A 23899-nucleotide genomic window follows, 5' to 3' on the forward strand; every position below is an offset into this window, starting at 1 on the left:
GCGCGCGGTCGAATGCCGAGCGACGGCGTCGGTGTTTTAGCGAGCAGCCATTAGCCAGCAGCCATGGCGCTGCGGATTTCGGCGCGGAGTTCGTCGATCAGGCGCAGGCCCTTGCTGGTCTCGACATGCCAGAACGTCCAGCCGTTGCAGGCCTCTGAGCCTTGCGCCACCGCGCCGATGCGGTGAATCGAGCCGACCTTGTCGCCGAGCATGATCGCGCCGTCGGCACGGACCAGTGCGCCGTGCCGCTTCTTCGAATCGACCAGCTTGGTCCCGGGCGAAATGATTCCGCGTTCGATCAGTTCGGCGAACGCGACCCGCGGCGCGCTGCGCGCGGTCATGAATGGCGCCAATGTGGCTTCCGGCAGCGGCTCGATCGCGGCAATCCGCGCTTCCGCAGCGGTGGCATAGTCGCGGTCGCGCTCGAAGCCGATGTAGTTGCGGCGCAGCCGCTTGGCGACGGCGCCGGTGGTTCCGGTGCCGTTGAACGGATCGATCACCAGATCGCCGGGCTTCGACGACGACAGCAGCACACGCGCCAGCAGGCCTTCCGGCTTCTGGGTCGGATGCACCTTCTTGCCGTCGCTGCCCTTCAGCCGCTCCTCGCCGGTGCACAGCGGAATCAGCCAGTCGGATCGCGCCTGAACGTCCTCGTTGGCGGCCTTCAGCGCGTCGTAATTGAAAGTGTAGCCCTTGGCGTTCTCGTCGCGTGCCGCCCAGATCATCGTCTCGTGGGCGTTGGTGAATCGGCGGCCGCGGAAATTCGGCATCGGATTGGTCTTGCGCCAGACGATATCGTTGAGCAGCCAGAACCCGAGGTCCTGCATGATCGCGCCGACGCGGAAGATGTTGTGATAGGAGCCGATCACCCAGATCGTCGCCGACGGCTTCATGATCCGGCGCGCGGCGAGCAGCCAGGCGCGGGTGAAATCATCGTAAGCGGCGAAGGATGAGAACTTGTCCCAATCGTTGTCGACCGCATCGACGTGCGATTCGTCGGGACGTTTCAGCTCGCCCTTGAGCTGCAGATTATACGGCGGATCTGCGAACACCAGATCGACCGAGCGGGCCGGAAGCTTCGACATCTCGGCGACGCAATCGCCGACGATGATCCGGTTCTCCGGGAGGTATTCGAATTGAGTGCGGGGCGCCCTTGCAGACGCCCCGCTACGCGACAAAATCATGACTCAACTACTCTGACTCATGTGACGCCGTCGGAGACGCGGGACTAAACAACCGACTGGCGATACATTGCCCCGTCAAAGTAAAAATCGACTTAATTGAAATCGGCTTCGTTGACTTTGGAACGACTACATCCTGCGATTGTTTTCCCGGTCGCCTGCCGACCCCAATCGAGGGATCGATTTTGCATGTCGTTTCAAAGGCCCGACGGCGTTGGCGCGGCTGCAAATGGCGATAGGACGGACGTTTGACGTCCGCACTAGGCAATATTTGCCGGGCAGGTTAATTCTGTTTGTCGCGGACTTGTTGATTCCGGCCGCATGGTGCGGACGGCCCGCCGTCGTGAACCCGAGGAAAAGCTGATGCGTGACGATGATTTCCGTCGCAGCGACAACATTGACGACCGGCGTGAAGGCGGCGGGGGCGGCGGCGGCGGCTTCGGATTTCCGATGGGCGGCGGCGGCCTCGGCATCGGCACCATCGTCGTCCTCGGCCTGGTCGGATGGGCGTTCGGGATCGACCCGCGCCTGCTGATCAGCGGCGCCGAAGTCCTGACCGGCGGTGCGCCGACTCAACAGAGCGAGCGGGCGTCCCCCGGCAAGCAGGGCGCACCGACCGACGAAATGGGCAGCATGATTTCCGGCGTGCTCGGCGAGATCGACGATCGCTGGACCGAGATCTTCAAGGCCAACGGCCAGACCTATGTCGGGCCGAGGATCGTGCTGTTCCGCAATTCCACCAATGGCGGCCGCTGCGGCATGGCGCAATCGGCGATGGGGCCGTTCTATTGCCCGCCGGACAAGCAGATCTACATCGACACCAATTTCTTCAAGCAGGTCGAGACGCGCTTCAAAGGCTGTTCCGGCAGCGCCTGCCGATTTACCGCAGCCTACATCATCGCCCATGAGGCGGGGCATCACGTGCAGAACCTGCTGGGCATCCTGCCGCGTGTGACGCGGCTGCAGGAGCAGGCGGGCTCCAAGAGCGAGTCCAATGCGTTGCAGGTCCGCGTCGAATTGCAGGCCGACTGCCTGTCCGGCGTCTGGGTCAATCGCGAGCAGAAGAAGCGGCCGAACTTCCTCGAGGAAGGCGACATCGACGCGGCGCTGACCACGGCGAGCGCGATCGGCGACGACACGCTGCAGCGCAAGGCGGGCCGGGAGGTCGTGCCGGATTCCTTCACCCACGGTTCGGCCGAACAGCGCAAGCGCTGGTTCATGACCGGCTATCAGCAGGGCACCGTGCAGGCGTGCAACACGTTCGCAGCCGAGAAGCTGTAAGGCTCTCTTGCAGCGCCGTCATCCTGGGCGCTGGCCTGCAGGGCGGGCCTCGCAGGATGACGATCATTGCGCCAATTGCGCAGCAGGGACTTCATGATGGCTTCCGTCGAACAACCGAAAACGTTCATCCCGCTCAACATCGCGGTGCTGACGGTCTCCGATACCCGCGCGCTCGGCGATGACAAATCCGGCGCCACTCTGGTCGACCGGCTGACCACGGCCGGACACCGTCTCGCGTCGCGCGAGATCGTGCCCGATGACATCGAGGCGATTCGTGCGGTGGTGCGGCGCTGGATTGCAGATCCCGGCATCGACGCGATCATCACGACCGGCGGCACCGGCTTCACCGGCCGCGACGTCACGCCCGAGGCGATCGAGCCGCTGTTCGAGAAGCGGATGGACGGCTTCTCGATCGTCTTTCAAATGATGAGCTACGGCAAGATCGGCACTTCGACGATCCAGAGCCGCGCCACCGCCGGCGTCGCAGGCGCGACCTACATCTTCTGCCTGCCCGGTTCGCCCGGCGCCTGCCGCGACGGCTGGGACGGCATTCTCGCCGCCCAGCTCGATTACCGCACCCGGCCGTGCAATTTCGTCGAGATCATGCCCCGGCTCGACGAGCATCTGCGCCGCGACAAGGCTTAAGCCTTGCGCATGGGCGATCAGCCGCGCCGCGCCTTGACAGCCACGCCCCCTCGCGAAACCATCGCCCGATAAGGACAGCCGCGATCGTCACGCAGCGGCGAAGGAGGGGGCTTTGGGAGACATCGTTTCGCTGGAGCAATTGGCCGCGCAGGTGCGCGACGGCATGACGGTCGCGCTGTCGTCCGATCACGCCGGGGTCGCGATGGCCGCCACCGCCGCGATCCTCGCCAACCGCCCGAACAACCTGCATCTGGTATGCGTCCCGATCAGCGGTATCCAAGCCGACATGCTGATCGGCGAGGGGCTGGTCGGCACGCTCGAGACCAGCGCGGTGACGCTCGGCGAGGCCGGCGGCGCGCCGCGCTTCGCCGACGGCATCCGGAACCGCGCCTTCACGATGAAGGACGCGACCTGTCCGGCGATCCTTGCGGGCCTCGTCGCCGGGCAGAAGGGCGTGCCCTTCATGCCGATCCGCGGCATCATCGGCAGCGACCTGCTGAAATCGCGGCCGGACTGGAAGATCATCGACAATCCGTTCGCCGAGGACGACCCGATCGTCGTGGTGTCCGCGATCCGGCCCGACGTCGCGCTGTTTCACGCGCCCGAGGCCGACCGGTTCGGCAATGTGCGGATCGGCCGGCAGGCCGAGCTCGCCGCGATGGCCTATGCCGCCAAGACCACGCTGGTGACGGTCGAGCGCATCGTCGAGACCTCGTTGCTCGCCGATGAGCGCAGCGCCGCAGGCGTGCTCCCGGCGCTCTATGTCGGGGCGATCGCCGAGGCAAAAAACGGCGCATGGCCGCTCGGACTGGCCGGCGAATATGTCACCGACTCCGCCGAAGTCGCCCGCTACGCCAGGATGGCCCGCTCGGCCGAGGGCTTCGCGGCCTATATGAAAGGCTTCGCCCAGCGCTTCGAGGCGGTGGCATGAGCGCGAGGCCTGCGACATCGCGTGAAATCCTGATTGCGACCATCGCCGACCTGCTCGACGGCGTTCGCACCGTCGCGGTCGGCGCGTCGTCGCCGATCCCGGCCGCCGGCGCGATGCTGCTGCGCGCCCGCAACGAGCAGCGCGGCCGCGAGCGCGTGCGGGTGATCGTGCTCGGCTCGCGCGAGCACAATTTCTTCACCAACGGTTCGTTCGAACTGTTCGACGCCACCGCGCAGGGGCGGATCGATGCGTTCTTTCTGGGCGGCGGCCAGATCGACGGCGAAGCCAACATCAATCTGGTCGGCACGGGTGACTATCCCACCAGCACCGTACGTTGGCCGGGCTCGTTCGGCTCGGCCTTCATGTACTATCTGATCCCGCGCGTGATCCTGTTCCGCGAGGAGCATTCGCCGCGCGTGTTGGTCGACAAGGTCGATTTCGTCAGCGCGCCGGGATCGAGCGAAGCGATTCATCGCACCGGCGGTCCCCACGCGCTGCTCACGGGCCTCGCGCTGTTCGACTTCGACAAGGAGACGAAGCGGTTCCGGCTGCGCAGCGTGCATCGTGGCGGCTCGGCGGAAGACGTTCGCGCCAACACCGGCTTCGACTACGACGCGCCGGAAATCGTGCCGATCACCCCGGAGCCGGATGCGGAGACGCTGGCGCTGCTGCGCGGCCGCGTCACCGCCGAACTCGCCGAATGCTATCCGCAATTCGCTGAGACGCTGGTGGCCGATCGCGCCGCGTGACGTCGGATTGCATGGCGCGATCGCGCAAGAGCGGTCAGCGAAGTCCGACGGGGCGCCGTCAGACCAGCACGATCCGGCTGCGCAGCAGGGTCCGTGAGGAGCGGCCGAGCTGGCGCAGGAGTCGGCCTTCGGAGCGCTCGGGATCGTGACCGCCGAGGCGGTCGTAATGCTCGCGTGCGATCAGCAGGCCCTGATCCGCCTGCGGTCCCGCGATCTGTCGCAGCAAGGCGCTGAACGTTTCGCGCCAGCTCGGCTCCGCATAGGGCGAGCGCGCATAGCGGAAGATGCCGGCGCGCGGCCGGCCGCTGAGCGACACGCCCTGGATGAACTGCGCGGTTTCCTCGATCCACCCCGAATCCAGCACTGCCCCGGCATGGAGAAACATCAGCCATGGCGACCGCGATTGCTGCGCGCCGGCGGCGAGGGCTGCGGCGCGGCTGCCCTGCACCGCGAGAAAGCTGCAGCCGGCGACGTCGGCGACCCGTTCGATCACGCCGTCATCCTTGCGGTCCACCAACAGAACCTCGCGGACCACGCCCGCAGCCGCGCCGGGGACCAGCGCCGCCAAAGTGGCGACCGCGGTTCGCTCAACACCTTCAGTGGGAATGATGACGCTCAGCATGTCCGCCGGATGACCTGTTGCGACAGTGCGGCGCACGCTTAGCACTTCGACGCGCCGAAATCAGCCCGGAATTGTGGCGTGCCCAAAAAGCGAGCGCGCAACAGCCGGGCTGCAACATTGTGAGTTGCTGGATTATGTTCTTGCTTTGTTCCTGTGACTCGCTATCTTCGAGGCATGAGCAGAGCATCCAATGCCCTCAAGCGCCCGCCGGTCAAGGCGCCCTCCGAGCCGGTGGGCGCAATCTCCCCTTTTCCCGCGATCGAGGTTGCGATCGACAAGCAGCGACGACGTGGTCGCGGCGCGCAATCGAACGACAGCGGCCGCTTCGAGGCCGAAGCGCGGGTCGCGTTCGACGACGGCTGGCAGAGCCTCGACGAATTGCCGCCGTTCAAGACCACCGTCGCGCTGGACACCGCGCGCAAAGTGATCACCCGCAACGAGTCGCCGGATATCGGCTTCGACCGTTCGATCAATCCGTATCGCGGCTGCGAGCATGGCTGCGTGTATTGCTTCGCGCGGCCGACCCACGCTTTTCTCGGGCTGTCGCCGGGGCTGGATTTCGAGTCGCGGCTGTTCGCCAAGCCGGATGCGCCGGCGCTACTGGAGAAGGAGCTCGCCGCCGCCGATTACGAGCCGCGGATGATCGCGATCGGCACCAACACCGATCCGTATCAGCCGATCGAGCGCGAGCGGAAGATCATGCGCGGCATCCTCGAAGTGCTGGAGAAGACCGGGCATCCGGTCGGCATCGTCACCAAATCGGCGTTGGTGACGCGCGATATCGATATCCTGGCGCGGATGGCGAAGCGTCAGCTCGCCAAGGTCGCGCTGTCGGTGACGTCGCTCGATCCCAAGCTCGCGCGCTCCATGGAGCCCCGCGCGTCCTCGCCGGCGAACCGGCTCGAGGCGCTGAAGCGTTTGTCCGACGCGGGCATCCCGACCACGGTGATGGTGGCGCCGGTGATCCCGGCGCTGAACGACATCGAGATCGAGCGCATTCTGGACGCCGCCGCCCATGCCGGCGTCAAGGAAGCGAGCTATGTGATGCTGCGGCTGCCGCTCGAAGTCCGCGATTTGTTCCGCGAATGGCTGATGGCGAACTATCCGGACCGTTATCGCCATGTCTTCACCATGATCCGCGACATGCGCGGCGGCCGCGACTATGACTCGCAATGGGGCACGCGGATGAAGGGCACCGGCCCGATCGCCTGGATGATCGGCCGCCGGTTCGAGACCGCCTGCGCCCGGCTCGGACTGAACAAGCGTCGCTCGAAACTCACCACGGACCATTTCGCGAAACCTGAGCGGGCCGGGCAGCAGTTGAGTTTGTTCTGAAGCGGAGGAAGCACTTGATCGAATCTCTGAGGCCACGGCTGACCGTCATCACGCTCGGCGTCGACGACGTGAAAACCAGTGCTGCATTCTACGAACGGCTCGGCTTCGTGCGGGCCCCGGGCGGCGGCGACCAGGTTGCATTCTTCGACACCGGCGCCAGTGCGCTGGCGCTCTATTCCTGGAAGCTGCTGGCTGAGGATGCGACGCAGGCGGATCAGCCGCGGCCCGCTGCATTCAGGGGTGCCACCTTGGCCTGGAACTGCCGGACTCCGGAAGAGGTCGACGCCGTGCTCGCTTTTGCGGTTGAGACGGGCGCGCAGCTGTTGCGAGCGGCTGGCGCGACCCATTATGGCGGCTATCGCGGCTATTTCACCGATCCGGACCAGCACGTCTGGGAAGTCGTCACCGCACCCGGCGTCGACGTGAGAGACGATGGCCGGGTCGATCTGTCGTCGTAGCGCCGTTGGATTGCGGGGCTGATTGACGGTTCCGGGTTGCGCGGGAGGCGTCGAGCCCGCAGCATCCCGGCATGATTCGGGAACCCCAGAAGTCCGCCAAGGCCGCGTCGAAGTCGTCGGCCCTGCGGGCGCGACCATCGGTCGCCAAGGCGACGTCTACCAAGGCAACTTCTAGCAAGGCTTCGTCTTCCAAGGCTGCGTCTTCCAAAGCCGGGGCCGATGCTGGTGCTGCAAAACCGCGTACCAAAGGCCTCGGCAAGGGCGTCATTGCGGTGGCGCAGCCGAGCTTTCGGCGTGAACGGGCGCTGATCAAGCGCGGCGTCTGGCCGGTCGCCGGCTGCGACGAGGCCGGACGCGGACCGCTCGCCGGCCCCGTCGTCGCGGCGGCGGTGGTGCTCGACCCGAAGCGCGTGCCCAAGGGGCTCGACGACTCCAAGCGGCTCACCGCGGACAGGCGCGAGGAGCTGTTCGAGGAAATCTGCGCCACCGCGCAGGTCGCGGTCGCTTACGCCTCGCCGGAGCGGATCAACCGCGACAACATCCTGCGTGCCTCGCTGTGGGCGCTGACCCGCGCCGTGCACGCGCTGCCGGATCTGCCGCAGCACGTTTTCGTCGATGGCCGCGACCGGCTGGCGACGCGGTGCGAAAGCGAGGCGGTGGTCGGCGGCGACGGCCTGATCGCGTCGATCGCGGCGGCCTCGATCATCGCCAAAGTGTCGCGCGACCGCCTGATGTGCCATCTCGCGCAGGAATGCCCCGGCTACGGCTTCGAATCCCACAAGGGCTATGGCGTGCCCGAGCATCTCGCAGCCTTGGCGCGGCTCGGCCCGACAGTGCATCACCGCCGGTTCTTCGCCCCGGTCGCCGCCGCATGGCGAAAAATCGAGGGCGTGCCGGCCGAGCAGACCGGTGTCACCGGCGACCTGTTCGAAACCCCAGTCGACGCAGGGATCGCCGCCACGCTGTGAGCGCGGCCAAGCTGGTTGCCTGTGGCGGCGGCGGGCTCTATCACGGGCCAACCGAACTCCGCTGGCCCCTCATGCGCTTTACCTCCCTGATCATCGAGCTGATCCGCGCCCGGCCGCGGCTGATGTTCTGGCTGGTGGTGTCGGCGCAGGCGCTGCTCTGGGTGCTGGTGCCGCTGCTGGTCTATTCCAGTCCGCCCGAAGGCGTCGCCACGGTCCTCGCCTATGGCCGCGAGTATCAGGTCGGCAGCGACCTCGGGCCGCCGCTGGCGTTCTGGCTCGCCGATATCGCGTTTCGCGCCGCGGGCGGCCATATGGTGGGCGTCTATCTGCTGGCGCAGGTCTGTTTCATCATCACCTTCTACGGGCTGTTTCAGCTCGCGCGCAGCATGGTCGGCCCGCAGCACGCGGTGATCGCCGTGCTGCTGACGTCGACGGTGACCGCCTTTGCGGAGCAGGGCGCCGAATTCGGTCCGCTGGTCCTGGCGCGGCCGCTCTGGGCGCTGGTGTTGTGGCACAGCTGGGAAATCATCGGCCGCGGCCGGCGCAGCGCCTGGTTCGCGCTGTCGATCGAGGTCGGGCTGTTGCTGCTGACCACGGTGGCCGCGCCGGCCCTGCTGCTGCTGCCGATCGGCTTCGCGCTGTCGACCGCGCGCAGCCGGCGCGCTTTGATGTCGCTGGATCCGCTGTTCAGCCTGCTGGTGGTCGCAGTGCTGGTGCTGCCCTATGGGATCTGGCTGCTACGCGCCGACATTTTCGCGCTGCCGCCGCTGCCCGCGTTGGGCGATCTCGGCGATCGTGCGCTGCTCGGCGCCGAACTGTTCGGCGGGCTGCTGGTCGCAATCGGCGGGATGGCGCTGCTGGTGCTGCTCAATACCAGCCGTTTTGACCCGAGGCCGGACGACGCGCCGGTCGTGTACCGCGCACCGGTCGATCCGTTGGCCCGGCAGTTCGTGTACTTCTTCGCACTCGCGCCGGCGCTGCTCGGCGCCATCGTCGCCGGCCTGTTCGGGCTGAAGCACGTCATTGGCGGGGCGGGGATCGCTCTGCTGATGGTCGGACTCGCGGTGGTGATCGCGACCGGCGACCTCATCCATCTGCGCCGGCAGCGCGTGCTGCGCGCGGCGTGGGCCGCGCTGGTGGCGGCGCCGGCGCTGGCGGTGATTGTGGCGTCCGTGGTTCAGCCCTGGGTCAGCCAGACCGAACTCGCCACATCGCTGCCCGCCAAGGACATCGCCCGCTATTTCGGCGACAGTTTCGAGCGCCGCACCGGCCGGCCGCTATCGGCGGTGGCGGGCGATCCAGAGCTTGCCGGTCTGATCGCGATGGGCGCGTCGCGGCCACATCTGTTTCTCGACGCGACGCCGTCGCGCACGCCCTGGGTGACGCCGGCGACGTTCAACGAGCGCGGCGGCGTGGTGGTTTGGCGCGCCGCCGATACCGCCGGCAGGCCGCCGCCGGAACTCGCCATGCGGTTTCCCGATATCGTGCCGGAGCTACCGCGCGCGTTCGAACGGATGATCGCCGGGCGTCAGCCCTTGCTGCGGATCGGTTGGGCGATCGTGCGGCCGAAAGCGGCGCCTTAAGATCCATCGCCCGTCAGTTCACCGGCGATTCCAGCGCCGCGAATGCGGTGGCGATCGCGCGCAGATCTTGCCACGCCAGTCGTTTGTAGGTCGGCTGTCGCAGCAGATAGGCCGGGTGCAGCGTCGGCAGCGCGCGGATCGTGCGCGCGCCGTTGTGGTAATCGAACCAGCGCCCGCGCGTGCGCATGATGCCGTCGCGGGTCGATAGCAGCGCCTGGGTCGAGGGATTGCCGAGCGTCACCAGAATCGCAGGATCGACCAACTCGATCTGCCGCCTGATGAACGGCAGGCAGATCTGGGTCTCCTGGGGCGTCGGCGTGCGGTTGCCCGGCGGTCGCCATGGAATCACATTGGCGATGTAGACCTTGCTGCGGTCGAGGCCGATCGCCGCGAGCATCAGGTCGAGCAACTTGCCGGAGCGGCCGACGAACGGCAGCCCTTCGATGTCCTCCTCGCGGCCCGGCGCTTCGCCGACCAGCATGATACTGGCCTTCGGATTACCGTCGGCGAACACCAACCTTGTGGCAGTCGATCGCAGCGCGCAGCCGTCGAACTGCTCCATCAGCGCGCGCAAAGCCTCAAGTGAAGGTGCGGTCGCGGCCGCCTCGCGGGCCGAAACAATCGCAGCTTCCGGTAACGGCGGAATGGCGCCGGCCGGTTGGGTCCTCGGTCGTGGCGCGAGCGATCGAATTTTTTCCGAGTCCGGCCGGGGCGCAGCCTCGCTGGCTTCGGCTTGAACCGGTACAACGATCGCGTCGTCGAGTAGCCGGTTGATCGGCTCATCGTTCAGTGCGCAGTCGACGCCGGCTTCGAGATAGAACGCCAGCAACTGCTGCAAGCTCGGCGCGGGTTCAGGTGTCATGACGGGCGATCGATCGAGGACGGAGTGAAGAAAGCGGGATGAGTTCGCATTTCGCACAGCGAACTGTGCCCGAGAAAAACGCGGCGTGAAAGCCGGAACGATCGGGCGGCAGGTACATTTGGGTGGTTGTCCTTCCGATAAAAATAAGAAAGAACACCTGTAGGAAACGTTCAAGAGTGCCTCTGCGAGAAAATACATGAGCGACGAAACGCTGCCGCCCCGCGAATCGATGGAATTCGACGTTGTGATCGTGGGGGCGGGACCTTCGGGACTGGCTTCCGCAATCCGCCTGAAACAGCTCAATCCGGAGCTGTCGGTGGTCGTCGTCGAGAAGGGCTCCGAGGTCGGCGCGCACATCCTCTCGGGTGCGGTCATCGACGTGACGCCGCTCGACAAGCTGATGCCGGGCTGGCGCGAGGACGAGGCCTGTCCGCTCAAGACGCATGTCGAGGACGATCATTTCTACGTCATGACGTCGGAGAAGGCCTACAAGGTCCCGAGCATCATGGTCCCGCCGATGCTCAACAACCACCAGAACTTCATCGGCTCGCTCGGCGATCTGTGCCGGTGGCTCGGGCCCAAGGCCGAGGAACTCGGCGTCGAGATCTATCCCGGCTTCGCCGCGACCGAAGTGCTGTACGGCGACAACGGTGAAGTGCGCGGCGTCGCGACCGGCGACATGGGCATCGGCCGCGACGGCCAGCCCAAGGATTCATTCACGCGCGGCATGGAACTGCTCGGCAAGTACACGCTGTTCGCGGAAGGCGCACGCGGCAGCCTGGCGAAGCAGCTGATCGCGAAATACAAGCTCGACAAGGACAGCGATCCGCCCAAATTCGGCATCGGGCTCAAGGAAGTCTGGGAGATCGATCCGTCGAAGCACCGCAAGGGCCGGATCGCGCATTCGTTCGGCTGGCCGCTCAGCAACAACATCGGCGGCGGCTCGTTCCTGTATCACTACGGCGCGAATCTGGTTGCGGTCGGCTTCGTCGTGCATCTCAACTACGACGATCCGTATCTGTCGCCGTTCGAGCAGTTCCAGAAGTTCAAGACGCACCGTTCGGTCGCGCCGATCTTCGAGGGCGGCAAGCGGATCTCCTACGGCGCCCGTGCCATCACCGAGGGCGGCTATCAGTCGGTGCCGCGTCTGACCTTCCCCGGCGGCGCGCTGGTCGGCTGCGCCGCGGGCTTCGTCAACGTGCCGCGCATCAAGGGCGTTCACAACGCGCTCGGCTCCGGCATGCTGGCTGCGGAACATGTCGCGGCGGCGCTCGCCGAAGGGCGCAGCAATGACGAGGTGAAGAGTTACGAGGAGTCGTGGCGCGATTCCGCGATCGGCCGCGATCTGTTCAGGATCCGCAACGTCAAGCCGCTGTGGTCGAAATTCGGCACCGCGGTCGGCGTGGTGCTGGCCGGCTTCGAGATGTGGTGTTCGACGCTCGGCTTCTCGGTGTTCGGCACGCTGTCGCACGGCAAGCCCGACCGCTCGACGCTCGATCCTGCCCAGTCGCACGAGCCGCATCCGGGACCGAAGCCGGACGGCAAGCTGACCTTCGATCGGCTGTCCTCGGTGTTCCTGTCGAACACCAATCACGAGGAAGACCAGCCGGTGCATCTGAAGGTTGCCGACATGGCCCTGCAGAAGAAGTCGGAGCACGACGTCTTCGCCGGACCGTCCGGGCGCTATTGCCCGGCGGCGGTGTATGAATGGGTCGAGGACCCGTCGGGGCCGCGCTTCGTGATCAATGCGCAGAACTGCGTCCACTGCAAAACCTGCGACATCAAGGATCCGAACGGCAACATCACCTGGGTGCCGCCGGAAGGTGGCGGCGGGCCGAATTATCAGGGCATGTGACCACGATGTCGTGAGCGGTTGCGGCCGGAGAGAAATGCCCCGGCCACGATGCTGCCATGTTGCGGCAGTCTCAATCGGATCGAGGGCCGCGCCGCGACACTTTGCGGTGCTGCGGCTTCGATGCGTGCCTGGTCCAATCCTTGCGGTTGGGCGCTAAAACCGTCATTGTCATCGGCCAGACGCTGCCGGCTCGGCGGCCGGGACATCCGAGCCCTTTCCTGGAGCTAGGCAATTTGATGCTTCTTCACCGACTCCGTCGCTCGATGTTTGTCGCCGTCACCGTCGCGGCACTGCCGATCGCGGGTCAGGCGCTGGCGCAGACCCCGGACCATCCCGCTGACAATTCGGCGCAGTTTCCGTCCGGCCAGGATTTGCGGTCGATGACGACGGCCGGCAGCTATCTGGCCGCCCGTCACGCCAGCGTCGAGCGCGACGCCGCCGCGGCGGCGGCGTTCTATCGTTCGGCGCTGCGCACCGATCCGAAGAACAACGAGCTGCTCGACCGCGCCTTCATCTCTTCGCTGGCCGAAGGCAATATCGACGAGGCCGTCAAGCTCGCCGATCGCATCCTCAAGATCGACAAGACCAACCGCGTCGCTCGTCTCGTGCTCGGCGCTCGGGACCTCAAGACAAAGAAATACGCGTCCGCGATTCAGAACGTGAATCTGTCGGTCCGCGGCCCGATCACCGACCTGATCGCGACCCTGCTCGCGAGCTGGGCGATGGAGGGAGCCGGCGACGTCAAGGGCGCGGTGGCCAATATCGACAAGCTCGCCGGTCCGGAATGGTATCCGATCTTCAAGGATCTCCATTCCGGTATGATCCTCGAACTCGCGAACCGTCAGAAGGACGCTGGCGTTCGCTTCGAACGCGCCTACAAGCTCGACGATTCCGCGCTTCGGGTGATGGACGCCTATGCGCGCTGGCTGTCGCGCAACAAGGACGACAAGTCCGCGGTGGCCGTCTATGAGAGCTTCGACAAGAAGCTGTCCCGTCATCCGCTGGTTGTCGAAGGCCTGAACGACACCAAGGCCGGCAAGAAGCTGCCGCCGCTGGTCGACAGTCCGCAGGCCGGCGCGGCCGAGGCGCTGTACGGCATCGGCGCGTCGCTGACCCGCCGCGGCGGCGAAGACCTCGCCCTGGTCTATCTGCAGCTCGCGCTGTATCTGCAGCCCGATCACGCGCTGGCGCTGCTGGCGCTCGGCGACCTCTACGAGTCGGTCAAGAAGCCGCAGATGGCGGTGAAGGTCTACGAGCGCGTGCCGGCGAATTCGCCGCTGAAGCGCAACGCTCAAATCCAGCTCGCCACCGATCTCGATGCGACCGACCGCAGCGAGGAGGCGATCAAGATCCTGAAGACCGTGATTGCCGAAGACGGCAAGGATCTGGAAGCGATCATGGCGCTCGGCAATATCGAGCGCGGCCGCAAGAAGTTCGCCGACTGCGCCGTGACCTATTCGCAGGGCATCGACGCGCTGTCCGGGGCCGAGAAGAACAGCTGGGTTTATTACTACTTCCGCGGCATCTGCGAGGAGCGCTCCAAGCAGTGGGCCAAGGCCGAGATCGACATGAAGAAGGCGCTGCAGCTCCAGCCGGAGCAGCCGCACGTTCTCAATTATCTCGGCTATTCCTGGATCGACCAGGGCATCAATCTCGACGAAGCGATGAAGATGATCAAGCGCGCCGTCGATCAGCGTCCCGACGACGGCTACATCGTCGATTCGCTCGGCTGGGCATATTTCCGCATCGGCAATTTCGAGGATGCGGTGAAGACGCTGGAACGCGCGATTGATCTGAAGCCGGAAGATCCGACCATCAACGATCATCTCGGCGACGCTTACTGGCGCGTCGGTCGCACGCTGGAGGCGCGTTTCCAGTGGGCGCACGCCCGCGACCTCAAGCCCGATCCGGAAGAACTACCGAAGATCGAGGCCAAGCTCGCCAACGGCCTGCCGGACGACACCTCGTCGGCGGCCTCGGCGGACAAGAAAAAAGAAGACGGCAAGGGCGGCTGACGTGAGTGACGGATTGCCGATGACTGCGCTGAGCGAGCAGGCGCGCGCCAAGGTCAACCTGACCCTGCGGGTGGTGGGCCGGCGCGTCGACGGTTATCACGATCTCGAAAGCGTGGTGGCGTTCGCCGATTGCGCCGATCGCCTGACGCTGCAACCCGGCGCCGAGCTCAGTCTGGTCACGTCCGGGCCGGGCGCGCAGGATTGCGGCGACACCTCCGACAATCTGGTGCTGAAGGCGACCCGCCTGCTCGCCGAACGCGTGCCGAACCTGCGCACCGGCGGCTTTGTCCTCGACAAGCATCTGCCGGTCGCCGCCGGAATCGGCGGTGGCTCGGCCGACGCGGCGGCGGCGTTACGGCTGCTCGCCCGCGCCAACGAGTTGTCCGCCGACGATCCGCGCGTGGTCGAGGCGGCGCGGCTCACCGGCGCTGACGTGCCGGTCTGCCTGCCGTCCAAGCCCTGCGTCATGACCGGCGTCGGTGAAAATCTGTCCCCGCTGCAATTGCCGCGGTTGCCTGCGGTGATGGTCAATCCGCGCGTGCCGGTGGCGACCAAGGAGGTGTTCGCCGCGCTTGGCCTGCGCGCCGGCCAGCTCAACGTCGGCGTCGTCGATTTGCTGAAATCGACCGGCTGGCCGACCGACGGCTCCTCCGCCGCCGACTGGATTGCGGCGGTCAAGCGCGGCACCAACGATCTCGAAGCGCCGGCGCTGAAGGTCGAGTCGATCGTCGGCGAGGTGCTGCGGGCGCTGGCCGCGCTGCCGGGCGTGCGGTTGTCGCGGATGTCCGGCTCCGGCGCGACCTGCTTCGCGCTGTTCGCCAATGACGACGACGCGCAGGCCGGCGCGCAACTGCTGAAGGCCGCGCAGCCCGGCTGGTGGGTTCACGCCGGCGCGCTGAGCTGATCAAAAGCTCTCGTCATTCCGGGGCGCGCGCAGCGCGAACCCGGAATCCATAGCCCCTGGCCTCGCTGGTGAGCGAGATGGGCGAGCGGCCTCGGCCCAACTCCAACCTGTGGTTATGGATTCCGGGTTCGCCGCTACGCGGCGCCTCGGAATGACCGAGAGGGGGACCCCGATCACAGTCGTCATCGCCCGGCTTGTCCGGGCGACCCAGTATGCCAGAGCGCCAGCGATGGTGGAGGGCGGCGCGAGCGCACCGCTTCGCTTCACCATTGGCGCTCTGGGATACTGGTTCCCCCGCATGGGCGGGGGATGACGGCCTGCTGTGTGGCGATGCGGCGGCCAGCGGAGAGGCGCCGCGCTCAGTGCGACCTTGCCAGGCAGAACGCGACCACCTGCTCGAGCGCGGTCTTCATCGGCGAGGACGGGAACAGCGCCAAAGCGTCGACCGCCATCGCGCCGTAATGATGCGCGCGCTGGATGGTGTCCTCGAGCGCGCGATGCTTGGCCATCAGCGCGATCGCCTGATCGAGATCGGTTTCAGTGATTTCGCCGCGCTCCAGCGCCTTGATCCAGAACGCGCGCTCGGCGTCGTTGCCGCGGCGGAACGCCAACACCACCGGCAGCGTGATCTTGCCCTCGCGGAAATCGTCGCCGACGTTCTTGCCGAGCTTGGCGGCCTTGCCGCCGTAATCCAGCACGTCGTCGACCAATTGGAAGGCGATGCCGATGTTCATCCCGAACGAGCGGCACGCCGACTGCTCGGCCTTCGGCCGGTCGGCGATCGTCGGACCGACTTCGCAGGCCGCCGCGAACAGCTCGGCGGTCTTGCCGCGAATCACCGCGAGATATTCGTCCTCGGTGGTGGCGGTGTTCTTGGCGGCGGCGAGTTGCATCACTTCGCCTTCGGCGATCGTCGCCGACGCCGCCGACAGAATGTCGAGCGCGCGCAAGCTGCCGACCTCGACCATCATCCGGAACGCCTGACCGAGCAGGAAGTCGCCGACCAGCACGCTGGCCTCGTTGCCCCACAGCATCCGCGCCGATTTCTTGCCGCGGCGCATCTCGCTCTCGTCGACGACGTCGTCGTGCAGCAGCGTTGCGGTGTGCATGAATTCCACCGCGGCGGCGAGCTTGATGTGGCCGTCGCCGGCATAGCCGGTGAGGTTGGCCATCGCCAGCGTCAGGATCGGCCGCAGCCGTTTGCCGCCCGAGGAGATCAGATGATTCGCGACCTCGGGGATCATCGTGACGTCTGAGCCGGTGCGCGACAGGATGGTGGCGTTGACCCGCTCCATATCCGCAGCGACGAGACCGACCAATTGGTCGATCGTCGCCGGCGGGGGGCCTTCGAAAGGTACGACTACGGCCACGCTCAGTCTCCACATTCGGGGAGATTTTCGGGCAAATGGAATCCGCTCGAAAACTCCTGATTTCGTTGTTCGAGGCGAATTGGGTGCCGACGCGGCGCCGGCCGGCGATTTCGCTCTTCGACGTGATCCCCACTATATCATGGGACCGGCCCGCTCACGAGCCGAGCATTCGCCCGTGAAGGTCGCTGGGAGCTATAATGCACGGATCAGGGGAGGCGCAAGGTTGCGGGAACTGGTGAGGACCAATGACGTGGTGCTGATCTCGGCGATCGGGGCGCTGATGGACGGCGCCCATATCCACTATCTGGTCATGGACCAGAATATGAGCATCCTGGAGGGCTCGGTCGGGGTCATTCCGCGGCGTGTTCTGGTCCATCCCGACGATTTGAGCTCGGCGCGTCAGGTTTTGACGGATGCGGGCCTCGCCCATGAACTTCGCACCGATGAGTGATCAGACCGCGCGAGCGCCGTATCCGACCACCGAGGACGGCTTTCTCGGCGGGCGGCTGCGGCTTCGGCAGCCGGTTTCCGGCCACCGCGCCGGCCACGACGCCGTTCTGCTGGCGGCGGCGACCGTAGCCCGGCCAGGCGACCGGGTGGTCGAGTTCGGCGCCGGGGTCGGCACGGCCGGCCTCGCGGTCGCGGCGCGGATCGCGGATCTCGATCTCGCGTTGGTCGAACTCGATCCAGGCCTCGCCGATCTGGCGCGGGGAAACGCCGCGGCCAACGGCATTCGCGCCACGGCCATCGCGCTGGACGTTGCCGCCGGCGCGGAGGCCTTCGCGGCCGCCGGTCTTGCGCCCGACAGCGTCGATGTCGTGCTGATGAACCCGCCGTTCAACGATCCGTCGCGACATCGGGGTTCGCCGGACGAAGCCCGGCAGATCGCCCATGTCGCGACCCAGTCGACGTTGCAGTCGTGGGTTCACGCGGCGCGACGCGTTCTGAAATCGGGGGGCGAATTGAATCTGATCTGGCGCGCCGATGGATTGGCGGAGGTGCTGGCGGCGCTCGGCCGCGGCTTTGGCGGCGTCGCCTTGATACCCGTTCATGGCAACCCGAACGAGCCTGCGATTCGGGTGCTGGTACGTGCGGTGAAGGGCAGCCGGGCGCCGCTCCGGATTCACGCGGCGCTGATTTTGAACGAGGCCTCCGGCGCGCCGACCGCTGTGGCGCGTGCCGTTCTGGCTGGTGAGCAGACCCTTCCGCTGGTGCTCACATAATCGCGAGCACTGTGCAAAAATTGCGCAGACTGATTAGTGCGGAAGCGTCTTGGTCCGCTGATCCGCCCTCGCGGTGAAGTGAACAGAGGCCAAAATCGCCCCGATCAGCAGCATCAACAGATAGATTTTCATGGCTCTCTCCGCTGCGTCATTGCAGCCACGTGCCTATATGCAACTGGGCTTTGCAAAACGCGTTCCAGATCACACACTGAGTTGGGCTATCGAAAAATGATCAACATTTGGGTAACCGTATGAATGACGCGGCGACAGGTCGCAGCTCCTCGGGCGTGCTCGCGGGGTTCGGCAAACTGATTCCGGCACGGTTTCGCTCCGATATTCCGGTGGTTCCGGTGGTGCGTTTGTCGGGTGTGATCGGCGCCGTCACGCCGCTTCGCCCGGGCATGACTCTCGCGGGAGTGGCCAGGCTGCTGGAGCGCGCATTCGCGACGCGTAACGCCAAGGCGGTGGCGCTGGCGATCAATTCGCCCGGCGGTTCGCCGGTTCAGTCGCGGCTGATCTATCTGCGCATCCGCGCGCTCGCGGCGGAAAAGAAACTGCCGGTGATCGCCTTCGTCGAAGACGTCGCCGCGTCCGGCGGCTACATGATCGCCTGCGCCGCCGACGAGATCTATTGCGATCCGTCGTCGATCGTCGGCTCGATCGGCGTGGTCGGCGGCGGCTTCGGCTTTCAGGAACTGATCAAGAAGATCGGCGTCGAGCGCAGACTGTACACGGCCGGGGACCACAAGGCGCAGCTCGATCCGTTTCTGCCCGAGGACCCGGCTGACGTCGCCCGGGTGAAGGCCTTGCAGCGTGAGATCCACGCGCTGTTCATCTCGCTGGTGAAGGACAGCCGCGGCGCGCGGCTGAAGGGCGCCGAGGATTTGCTGTTCTCCGGCGAGTACTGGGCCGGCGCGACCTCGGTGTCGCTCGGCCTCAGCGACGCGATCGGCGATCTGCGCGCGGTGCTCCGCGCGCGCTTCGGCGACAAGGTGCGCACGCCGGTGGTGGCGCCGCCGTCCGGCCTGCTGGCGAGCTTCATGCGTCGATCGTCCGGCGCGGAGGCATCGCTCGATGGGCTCGCGGCGCTCCCCGAATCGCTGATCTCGGCGCTGGAAACGCGCGCGATCTGGGCGAAATACGGCTTCTAACGCATGCCCCCGAAAAGCGGAGACTGGTTTTCGGAACTTGTCATGCTCAAACATGACTCCAGGGCAGGATGACGACCCTAAGAGGCGTGATCCTGCTCTGGAACATGTGGGCGCGCTGTTTCGCCCCGCCGGATGCGATTGCGTGGCGGGGTCGATTCAGAAAGAGTGTTGTGGGGCGTGACGTCACTTAAGATAAGGACCGACCAATGCCGCCGCTGCTCGTACTCGCCGGAAGCCTCGTCGGAATAGCCTTCGTGCGCTGGGCGTTCCGGAGCGCCGGGCGAATCAATCAGGAACTGGATGAGGCCCGGTCGGCGATCTTCGCCGAGCCGCAGCCGGTCGAGCTTCCGACGCTGCGCCAGGACCCGGTGACCGGCGCCTACCGGCCGGGCTGATCACCCGCGGCGTTCTCGTCTGAAACCCTGGCGCCGGCCCTGGGGCGGGGGCATCGCCCGCAAGGCCGGCACGCAACCTTGGAGGTTGCAACTGGTCGGGCGCGCTCCCGCACCCGGTCACTTTAGCGACGGCCGCCGATCTCGCCGCCGAGCAGCGGCGCAACCGTGAGCACGATCATCAGCGCGCCGATCATCTGAATTGTCGTCATTTCCGGCTCCCGTCGATCTTTGCGCACCGCCCCCCAGCCGCACGCAGATCCCACGGTCCGATCGTTACCCAGCAATTGCTAATGATTTTCGGCGTCGCGTCCGGGCGCAACCGGGATGGTTAACAGCGGGTAAATGGCCGTCCGCGGGGTGGTTTGACGCCCGTATCGCCTTGATTCGGCGGGGCTGCACCGATACGGTCCGCCCTCTTTCCGAAAACCCTTGCGAATCCAAAGCCGATCATGGACCCGACGCCTCCGCACATGCGCCCGGAACGCTCGTTCCAGGGCCTGATCCTGACGCTGCAGCGTTTCTGGGCCGATTACGGCTGCGTGATCCTGCAGCCCTACGACATGGAGGTCGGCGCCGGCACGTTCCATCCGGCGACCACGCTGCGGGCGCTCGGCCCGAAACGCTGGAACGCCGCCTATGTGCAGCCGTCGCGGCGTCCGAAGGACGGCCGCTATGGCGAGAACCCGAACCGGCTGCAGCATTATTACCAGTTCCAGGTGATCCTGAAGCCGTCGCCGCCGGACCTGCAGGATCTCTATCTCAAATCGCTGGCCGCGATCGGCGTCGATACCGCGCTGCACGACGTGCGCTTCGTCGAGGACGATTGGGAGAGCCCGACGCTCGGCGCCTGGGGACTCGGCTGGGAGTGCTGGTGCGACGGCATGGAAGTCAGCCAGTTCACCTATTTCCAGCAGGTCGCGGGCGTCGAATGCGCCCCGGTCGCCGGCGAACTGACTTACGGCCTCGAGCGGCTGGCGATGTATGTGCAGGGCATCGACCGGGTCTACGACCTCAACTTCAACGGCCGCGACGGCGCCGACAAAGTCACCTATGGCGACGTCTTCCTGCAGGCCGAGAAGGAATATTCGAAGCACAATTTCGAAGTCGCCGACACCGAGATGCTGTTCGAACAGTTCAAGATGGCCGAAGCCGCCTGCAAGAAATATCTCGACGCCGGCTGGGTAAGCGACAAGCGCGAAGCGCACGCGATGGCGCTGCCGGCCTACGACCAGTGCATCAAGGCCAGCCACGTCTTCAACCTGCTCGACGCCCGCGGCGTGATCTCGGTGACCGAACGCCAAAGCTACATCCTGCGCGTCCGCGAACTGGCCAAAGCCTGCGGCGAAGCCTGGTTGCACACGGAAGCGGGCGGGGCGGACTAATAGGAAGCGCTCCTGCTCCCCTCCCCCTTGCGGGGAGGGGTCGGGGGTGGGGGTCCACGGATGCAGACTTCGATGTTTGGATCGCCAGCGATGACCACTGATCGCCAGCGTTACTTCGCGCACACGATGCGCCAGAACCCGACGGACGCGGAGCGCTTGCTGTGGCAGCGCCTGCGGCACGACGTCGTGCTGTCCAACTCACACTTCCGCCGGCAGGCCGCGATCGGGCCCTACATCGTCGATTTTGCCAGCCGCGGCGCCAGGCTGGTGATCGAACTTGATGGCGGTCAGCATGATGAGCAGCACGTCGCCGACGAAGCGCGCAGTCGCTTCATCGAAGCCGAGGGCTATCGCGTCCTTCGCTTCTGGAACAACGATGTGCTCGGCAACCTCGATGGTGTCCTCGCCGAGATTCAGTCCGCGTTGACCCCCACCCCCGACCCCTCCCCGCAAGGGGGAGGGGAGCCAAAACCGCGCGCTCCCCGCAAGCCGCGCCGTTCTCGCACCAGGATTTCAAACTAAATGCCTGACCTCCTTCTCGAACTGTTCTCCGAAGAAATCCCGGCGCGGATGCAGGCCAAGGCTGCTGACGATCTGCGCCGCATGGTGACCGAAAAGCTGGTCGCCGAGGGCCTCGTCTATGAGGGCGCCAAGGCGTTCGCGACGCCGCGGCGGCTGGCGTTGACGGTGCATGGCATTCCGGCGCGGCAGCCGGATCTGAAGGACGAGCGCAAGGGGCCGAAGGTCGGCGCGCCGGACGCCGCCGTGCAGGGCTTTCTGAAAGCCACCGGGCTCGCCTCGCTCGACGAGGCCAAGATCCAGCGCGATCCGAAGAAGGGGGATTTCTACATCGCGCTGATCGAGAAGCCGGGCAAGCCTGCGATCGATGTGCTCGCCGACATCCTGCCGGTGATCGTGCGCACCTTCCCGTGGCCGAAATCGATGCGCTGGGGCGAGCGTTCCGCCAAGCCCGGCGCGCTGCAATGGGTGCGGCCGCTGCATTCGATCGTCGCGACCTTCGGCATCGACACCGAGGAACCCGAGGTGGTGGCGTTCGACGTCAGCGGCATCAAGGCCGGGCAGGTGACGCGCGGCCATCGCTTCATGGCCCCGGACGAGATCAGTGTGCGCCGCTTCGAGGACTACGAGGCGAAGCTCTATGCCGCCAAGGTCGTGCTCGATCCGCAGCGCCGCAAGGACATCATTCTGGCGGATGCGAAAACCCTGGCGCAGGCGCAGAACTACGAACTGGTCGAGGATCAGGGACTGCTCGACGAAGTCTCCGGGCTGGTCGAATGGCCGGTTGCGCTGATGGGCTCGTTCGACGCGGACTTCCTGTCGATCCCCGGCGAAGTGATCCGCGCCACCATCCGCGCCAACCAGAAGTGCTTCGTGGTCGCCGATCCCGCGACGGCTAAGCTGGCCAACAAATTCATCCTCACATCGAATATCGAAGCCAGCGACGGCGGCGCCGCGATCACCGCCGGCAACGAGCGTGTGATCCGCGCGCGATTGAGCGACGCGAAGTTCTTCTACGACACCGATCTGAAGACCAAGCTGGAAGACCGGCTGCCGAAATTCGATCAGATCGTGTTCCACGAAAAGCTCGGCACGCAGGCAGTGCGCATTAAACGTATCAAGAGCTTCGCTGCAAAGATCGCGCCGCTGGTCGGCGCCGATGTTGAGAAGGCGAAACGCGCTGGTGAGTTGTGCAAGGCCGATTTGCTGACTGAAATGGTCGGCGAATTCCCCGAACTGCAAGGCCTGATGGGCAAGTACTATGCGCTGGCGCAGGGTGAAGACCTGAGCGTCGCCGCCGCCTGCGAAGAGCACTACAAGCCGCAGGGCCCGACCGACCGCGTCCCCACCGATTCTGTCTCGATAGCGGTGGCCTTGGCGGACAAGTTGGACACGCTGGTCGGGTTCTGGGCGATCGACGAGAAGCCGACGGGCAGCAAGGACCCGTTTGCGTTGCGACGCGCGGCGCTGGGGGTGATCAGGCTAGTGCTAGAGAATAGCCTTCGCCTGAATCTAATGACGATCATTCGTCCTCAAGCAAGTTTGTTCGTTTTCCATGAGTGGATGAAATCGGAGAATGTTCAAAAAATCATGGCGCTGGCCAATGAGGAGGGGCTTGCGGAGGAGATTTTTCCCATCATCAGTGCCTCCTACGATAAGAAGTTGGGTGCATTTAGGGAGTGGAATCCGCAAACTGAATCGGAAGTAATTCGAGATCCTAAAAAGCATGCCGAGCTTCGCGAGCTTGTTAGCTCGCGATGCGGTGATCTCCTTGCCTTCTTCGCCGACCGCCTCAAAGTCCAGCTCCGCGATCAAGGCGCTCGTCACGATCTCGTCGACGCGGTGTTCGCGCTAGAGGGCCAGGACGACATCCTGATGATCGTCCGCCGGGTCGAAGCGTTGGCGGCGTTCCTCGCCACTGACGACGGCAAGAACCTGCTCGCCGGCGCCAAACGCGCCGCCAACATCCTGCGGATCGAGGAGAAGAAGGACGGCCGCGCCTTCGATGGCGTGCCGGATGCGTCGCTCTACGCGCAGGACGAGGAGAAGGCGCTGGCGGCCGCGATCGATCGGGCGCGGGCGGAGGCGACCGAGGCGGTGGCGCGCGAAGACTTCGCCGCCGCGATGACCGCGATGGCGGGCCTGCGGCCGGCGGTCGATGCGTTCTTCGACAAGGTCACGGTCAACGCGGACGAGAAAGCCGTCCGCGAAAACCGCCTGAAGCTGCTGGGCGAAATCCGCGCCGCGACGCGCGCGGTGGCGGATTTCTCGAAGATCCAGGATTGATCGTCGGTCATTCCGGGGCGCTCGCGCAGCGAGCGAGCCCGGAATCCCGAGATGCCCTGAAGCTCCGGATTCCGGGTTCGCGCGCTTTGCGCGCGCCCCGGAATTACGGCGCTGAGTGCCTGCAACGCGTCCCCGATATTTCCAGCAATTCGGAAATATTTACGTGTCGTTAACCATGTCCTGA

Annotated in this window: 23 protein-coding genes; 18 read left to right on the plus strand and 5 right to left on the minus strand. The window is 65.7% G+C overall.

All coding sequences use genetic code 11. The features are described from left to right. Positions 1–50: 50 nt before the first annotated feature. Positions 51–1184 carry a site-specific DNA-methyltransferase gene (locus BMY71_RS04415; RefSeq protein ID WP_011501622.1) on the minus strand — a complete coding sequence of 378 codons (1134 nt, stop codon included), beginning with the start codon at positions 1182–1184 and terminating at the stop codon, positions 51–53. Positions 1185–1544: 360 nt separating this feature from the next. On the opposite strand from BMY71_RS04415, the gene ypfJ reads away from it, so the two are divergent. The 4 genes from ypfJ to BMY71_RS04435 all read left to right on the plus strand — a co-directional run bounded on the left by ypfJ (position 1545) and on the right by BMY71_RS04435 (position 4787). Beyond that, a complete protein-coding gene (gene ypfJ, locus BMY71_RS04420; RefSeq protein WP_041805721.1) occupies positions 1545–2462 on the plus strand; it encodes a KPN_02809 family neutral zinc metallopeptidase in 918 nt (305 codons plus the stop codon). Between the two features lie 96 nt (positions 2463–2558). After that, entirely contained in the window at positions 2559–3107 is a 549-nt protein-coding gene (gene moaB, locus BMY71_RS04425; protein WP_041805723.1) for a molybdenum cofactor biosynthesis protein B, read from the plus strand. Positions 3108–3219: 112 nt separating this feature from the next. Then, positions 3220–4038 carry a CoA transferase subunit A gene (locus BMY71_RS04430; RefSeq protein WP_092682012.1) on the plus strand — a complete coding sequence of 273 codons (819 nt, stop codon included), beginning with the start codon at positions 3220–3222 and terminating at the stop codon, positions 4036–4038. Continuing rightward, positions 4035–4787, plus strand: coding sequence for a CoA transferase (locus tag BMY71_RS04435; protein WP_092682014.1), 753 nt, complete (start codon positions 4035–4037; stop codon positions 4785–4787). Before BMY71_RS04430 ends, BMY71_RS04435 begins: the two co-directional genes overlap by 4 nt. A gap of 58 nt (positions 4788–4845) precedes the next feature. Here the strand turns inward: BMY71_RS04435 and BMY71_RS04440 are convergent, their stop codons facing one another. After that, positions 4846–5409: a glycosyltransferase family protein gene (locus tag BMY71_RS04440; protein ID WP_092682453.1), complete on the minus strand. Its 564-nt coding sequence runs from the start codon at positions 5407–5409 to the stop codon at positions 4846–4848. Between the two features lie 174 nt (positions 5410–5583). Between BMY71_RS04440 and BMY71_RS04445 the strand changes: the two genes are divergently transcribed. From BMY71_RS04445 to BMY71_RS04460, 4 genes are all read left to right on the plus strand, one after another. Beyond that, positions 5584–6744, plus strand: a complete 1161-nt coding sequence (locus BMY71_RS04445; RefSeq protein WP_041805168.1) for a PA0069 family radical SAM protein — start codon at positions 5584–5586, stop codon at positions 6742–6744. A 14-nt stretch (positions 6745–6758) separates the two neighbouring features. Beyond that, the gene (locus tag BMY71_RS04450) at positions 6759–7202 is read left to right on the plus strand and encodes a VOC family protein (RefSeq protein WP_092682016.1); all 444 of its coding nucleotides are present in this window, start codon (positions 6759–6761) and stop codon (positions 7200–7202) included. Positions 7203–7273: 71 nt separating this feature from the next. Further along, a complete protein-coding gene (rnhB, locus tag BMY71_RS04455; protein ID WP_092682018.1) occupies positions 7274–8170 on the plus strand; it encodes a ribonuclease HII in 897 nt (298 codons plus the stop codon). 71 nt (positions 8171–8241) lie between these two features. Next, positions 8242–9753, plus strand: a complete 1512-nt coding sequence (locus tag BMY71_RS04460; RefSeq protein WP_092682455.1) for a glycosyltransferase family 39 protein — start codon at positions 8242–8244, stop codon at positions 9751–9753. Between the two features lie 13 nt (positions 9754–9766). On the opposite strand, the gene BMY71_RS04465 is transcribed toward BMY71_RS04460, so the two are convergent. Beyond that, positions 9767–10615 (minus strand): uracil-DNA glycosylase, encoded by an 849-nt coding sequence (locus BMY71_RS04465; RefSeq protein ID WP_092682020.1) that lies wholly within the window; start codon positions 10613–10615, stop codon positions 9767–9769. A 196-nt stretch (positions 10616–10811) separates the two neighbouring features. Here BMY71_RS04465 and BMY71_RS04470 point away from each other — a divergent pair, with 196 nt between their 5' ends. The 3 genes from BMY71_RS04470 (at position 10812) to BMY71_RS04480 (ending at position 15389) form a co-directional block, all read left to right on the plus strand. Beyond that, positions 10812–12470 (plus strand): electron transfer flavoprotein-ubiquinone oxidoreductase, encoded by a 1659-nt coding sequence (locus BMY71_RS04470; RefSeq protein WP_011501633.1) that lies wholly within the window; start codon positions 10812–10814, stop codon positions 12468–12470. A 236-nt stretch (positions 12471–12706) separates the two neighbouring features. Continuing rightward, entirely contained in the window at positions 12707–14485 is a 1779-nt protein-coding gene (locus tag BMY71_RS04475) for a tetratricopeptide repeat protein (protein ID WP_092682022.1), read from the plus strand. 19 nt (positions 14486–14504) lie between these two features. Beyond that, entirely contained in the window at positions 14505–15389 is an 885-nt protein-coding gene (locus BMY71_RS04480) for a 4-(cytidine 5'-diphospho)-2-C-methyl-D-erythritol kinase (RefSeq protein WP_175557609.1), read from the plus strand. A 359-nt stretch (positions 15390–15748) separates the two neighbouring features. On the opposite strand, the gene BMY71_RS04490 is transcribed toward BMY71_RS04480, so the two are convergent. Next, positions 15749–16759 (minus strand): polyprenyl synthetase family protein, encoded by a 1011-nt coding sequence (locus BMY71_RS04490; RefSeq protein ID WP_011501636.1) that lies wholly within the window; start codon positions 16757–16759, stop codon positions 15749–15751. Positions 16760–16982: 223 nt separating this feature from the next. Between BMY71_RS04490 and BMY71_RS04495 the strand changes: the two genes are divergently transcribed. From BMY71_RS04495 to BMY71_RS04510, 4 genes are all read left to right on the plus strand, one after another. Beyond that, positions 16983–17210 carry a putative signal transducing protein gene (locus tag BMY71_RS04495; protein ID WP_092682028.1) on the plus strand — a complete coding sequence of 76 codons (228 nt, stop codon included), beginning with the start codon at positions 16983–16985 and terminating at the stop codon, positions 17208–17210. Further along, positions 17203–17982: a tRNA1(Val) (adenine(37)-N6)-methyltransferase gene (locus BMY71_RS04500; RefSeq protein ID WP_092682030.1), complete on the plus strand. Its 780-nt coding sequence runs from the start codon at positions 17203–17205 to the stop codon at positions 17980–17982. The genes BMY71_RS04495 and BMY71_RS04500 overlap by 8 nt, the downstream gene beginning before the upstream one ends. Positions 17983–18233: 251 nt before the next feature. Beyond that, complete coding sequence (locus BMY71_RS04505) at positions 18234–19133, plus strand: S49 family peptidase (RefSeq protein WP_092682032.1); 900 nt, start codon at positions 18234–18236, stop codon at positions 19131–19133. Positions 19134–19339: 206 nt separating this feature from the next. Continuing rightward, on the plus strand, positions 19340–19528 hold the full coding sequence (locus tag BMY71_RS04510; protein WP_092682034.1) for a hypothetical protein: 189 nt from the start codon (positions 19340–19342) through the stop codon (positions 19526–19528). Between the two features lie 122 nt (positions 19529–19650). On the opposite strand, the gene BMY71_RS24780 is transcribed toward BMY71_RS04510, so the two are convergent. Continuing rightward, complete coding sequence (locus BMY71_RS24780) at positions 19651–19791, minus strand: hypothetical protein (protein WP_175557610.1); 141 nt, start codon at positions 19789–19791, stop codon at positions 19651–19653. Between the two features lie 186 nt (positions 19792–19977). Here BMY71_RS24780 and BMY71_RS04515 point away from each other — a divergent pair, with 186 nt between their 5' ends. The 3 genes from BMY71_RS04515 (at position 19978) to glyS (ending at position 23715) form a co-directional block, all read left to right on the plus strand. Then, the gene (locus BMY71_RS04515; RefSeq protein WP_092682036.1) at positions 19978–20910 is read left to right on the plus strand and encodes a glycine--tRNA ligase subunit alpha; all 933 of its coding nucleotides are present in this window, start codon (positions 19978–19980) and stop codon (positions 20908–20910) included. Between the two features lie 90 nt (positions 20911–21000). Continuing rightward, a complete protein-coding gene (locus tag BMY71_RS04520; RefSeq protein WP_092682038.1) occupies positions 21001–21432 on the plus strand; it encodes an endonuclease domain-containing protein in 432 nt (143 codons plus the stop codon). Continuing rightward, the gene (gene glyS, locus BMY71_RS04525; RefSeq protein WP_092682040.1) at positions 21433–23715 is read left to right on the plus strand and encodes a glycine--tRNA ligase subunit beta; all 2283 of its coding nucleotides are present in this window, start codon (positions 21433–21435) and stop codon (positions 23713–23715) included. Positions 23716–23899: the final 184 nt, after the last annotated feature.

Origin of the sequence: Rhodopseudomonas pseudopalustris, from assembly GCF_900110435.1 — a bacterium.
Taxonomy (GTDB): Bacteria; Pseudomonadota; Alphaproteobacteria; order Rhizobiales; family Xanthobacteraceae; genus Rhodopseudomonas; species Rhodopseudomonas pseudopalustris.

Coding starts and splice junctions, on each gene's coding strand:
- BMY71_RS04415 (WP_011501622.1), bottom strand. CDS start 1,184: ATGATTTTGTCGCGTAGCGGGGCGTCTGCAAGGGCGCCCCGCACTCAA.
- ypfJ (WP_041805721.1), top strand. CDS start 1,545: ATGCGTGACGATGATTTCCGTCGCAGCGACAACATTGACGACCGGCGT.
- moaB (WP_041805723.1), top strand. CDS start 2,559: ATGGCTTCCGTCGAACAACCGAAAACGTTCATCCCGCTCAACATCGCG.
- BMY71_RS04435 (WP_092682014.1), top strand. CDS start 4,035: ATGAGCGCGAGGCCTGCGACATCGCGTGAAATCCTGATTGCGACCATC.
- BMY71_RS04440 (WP_092682453.1), bottom strand. CDS start 5,409: ATGCTGAGCGTCATCATTCCCACTGAAGGTGTTGAGCGAACCGCGGTC.
- BMY71_RS04445 (WP_041805168.1), top strand. CDS start 5,584: ATGAGCAGAGCATCCAATGCCCTCAAGCGCCCGCCGGTCAAGGCGCCC.
- rnhB (WP_092682018.1), top strand. CDS start 7,274: ATGATTCGGGAACCCCAGAAGTCCGCCAAGGCCGCGTCGAAGTCGTCG.
- BMY71_RS04460 (WP_092682455.1), top strand. CDS start 8,242: ATGCGCTTTACCTCCCTGATCATCGAGCTGATCCGCGCCCGGCCGCGG.
- BMY71_RS04465 (WP_092682020.1), bottom strand. CDS start 10,615: ATGACACCTGAACCCGCGCCGAGCTTGCAGCAGTTGCTGGCGTTCTAT.
- BMY71_RS04470 (WP_011501633.1), top strand. CDS start 10,812: ATGAGCGACGAAACGCTGCCGCCCCGCGAATCGATGGAATTCGACGTT.
- BMY71_RS04475 (WP_092682022.1), top strand. CDS start 12,707: ATGCTTCTTCACCGACTCCGTCGCTCGATGTTTGTCGCCGTCACCGTC.
- BMY71_RS04480 (WP_175557609.1), top strand. CDS start 14,505: ATGACTGCGCTGAGCGAGCAGGCGCGCGCCAAGGTCAACCTGACCCTG.
- BMY71_RS04500 (WP_092682030.1), top strand. CDS start 17,203: ATGAGTGATCAGACCGCGCGAGCGCCGTATCCGACCACCGAGGACGGC.
- BMY71_RS04505 (WP_092682032.1), top strand. CDS start 18,234: ATGAATGACGCGGCGACAGGTCGCAGCTCCTCGGGCGTGCTCGCGGGG.
- BMY71_RS04510 (WP_092682034.1), top strand. CDS start 19,340: ATGCCGCCGCTGCTCGTACTCGCCGGAAGCCTCGTCGGAATAGCCTTC.
- BMY71_RS04515 (WP_092682036.1), top strand. CDS start 19,978: ATGGACCCGACGCCTCCGCACATGCGCCCGGAACGCTCGTTCCAGGGC.
- BMY71_RS04520 (WP_092682038.1), top strand. CDS start 21,001: ATGACCACTGATCGCCAGCGTTACTTCGCGCACACGATGCGCCAGAAC.
- glyS (WP_092682040.1), top strand. CDS start 21,433: ATGCCTGACCTCCTTCTCGAACTGTTCTCCGAAGAAATCCCGGCGCGG.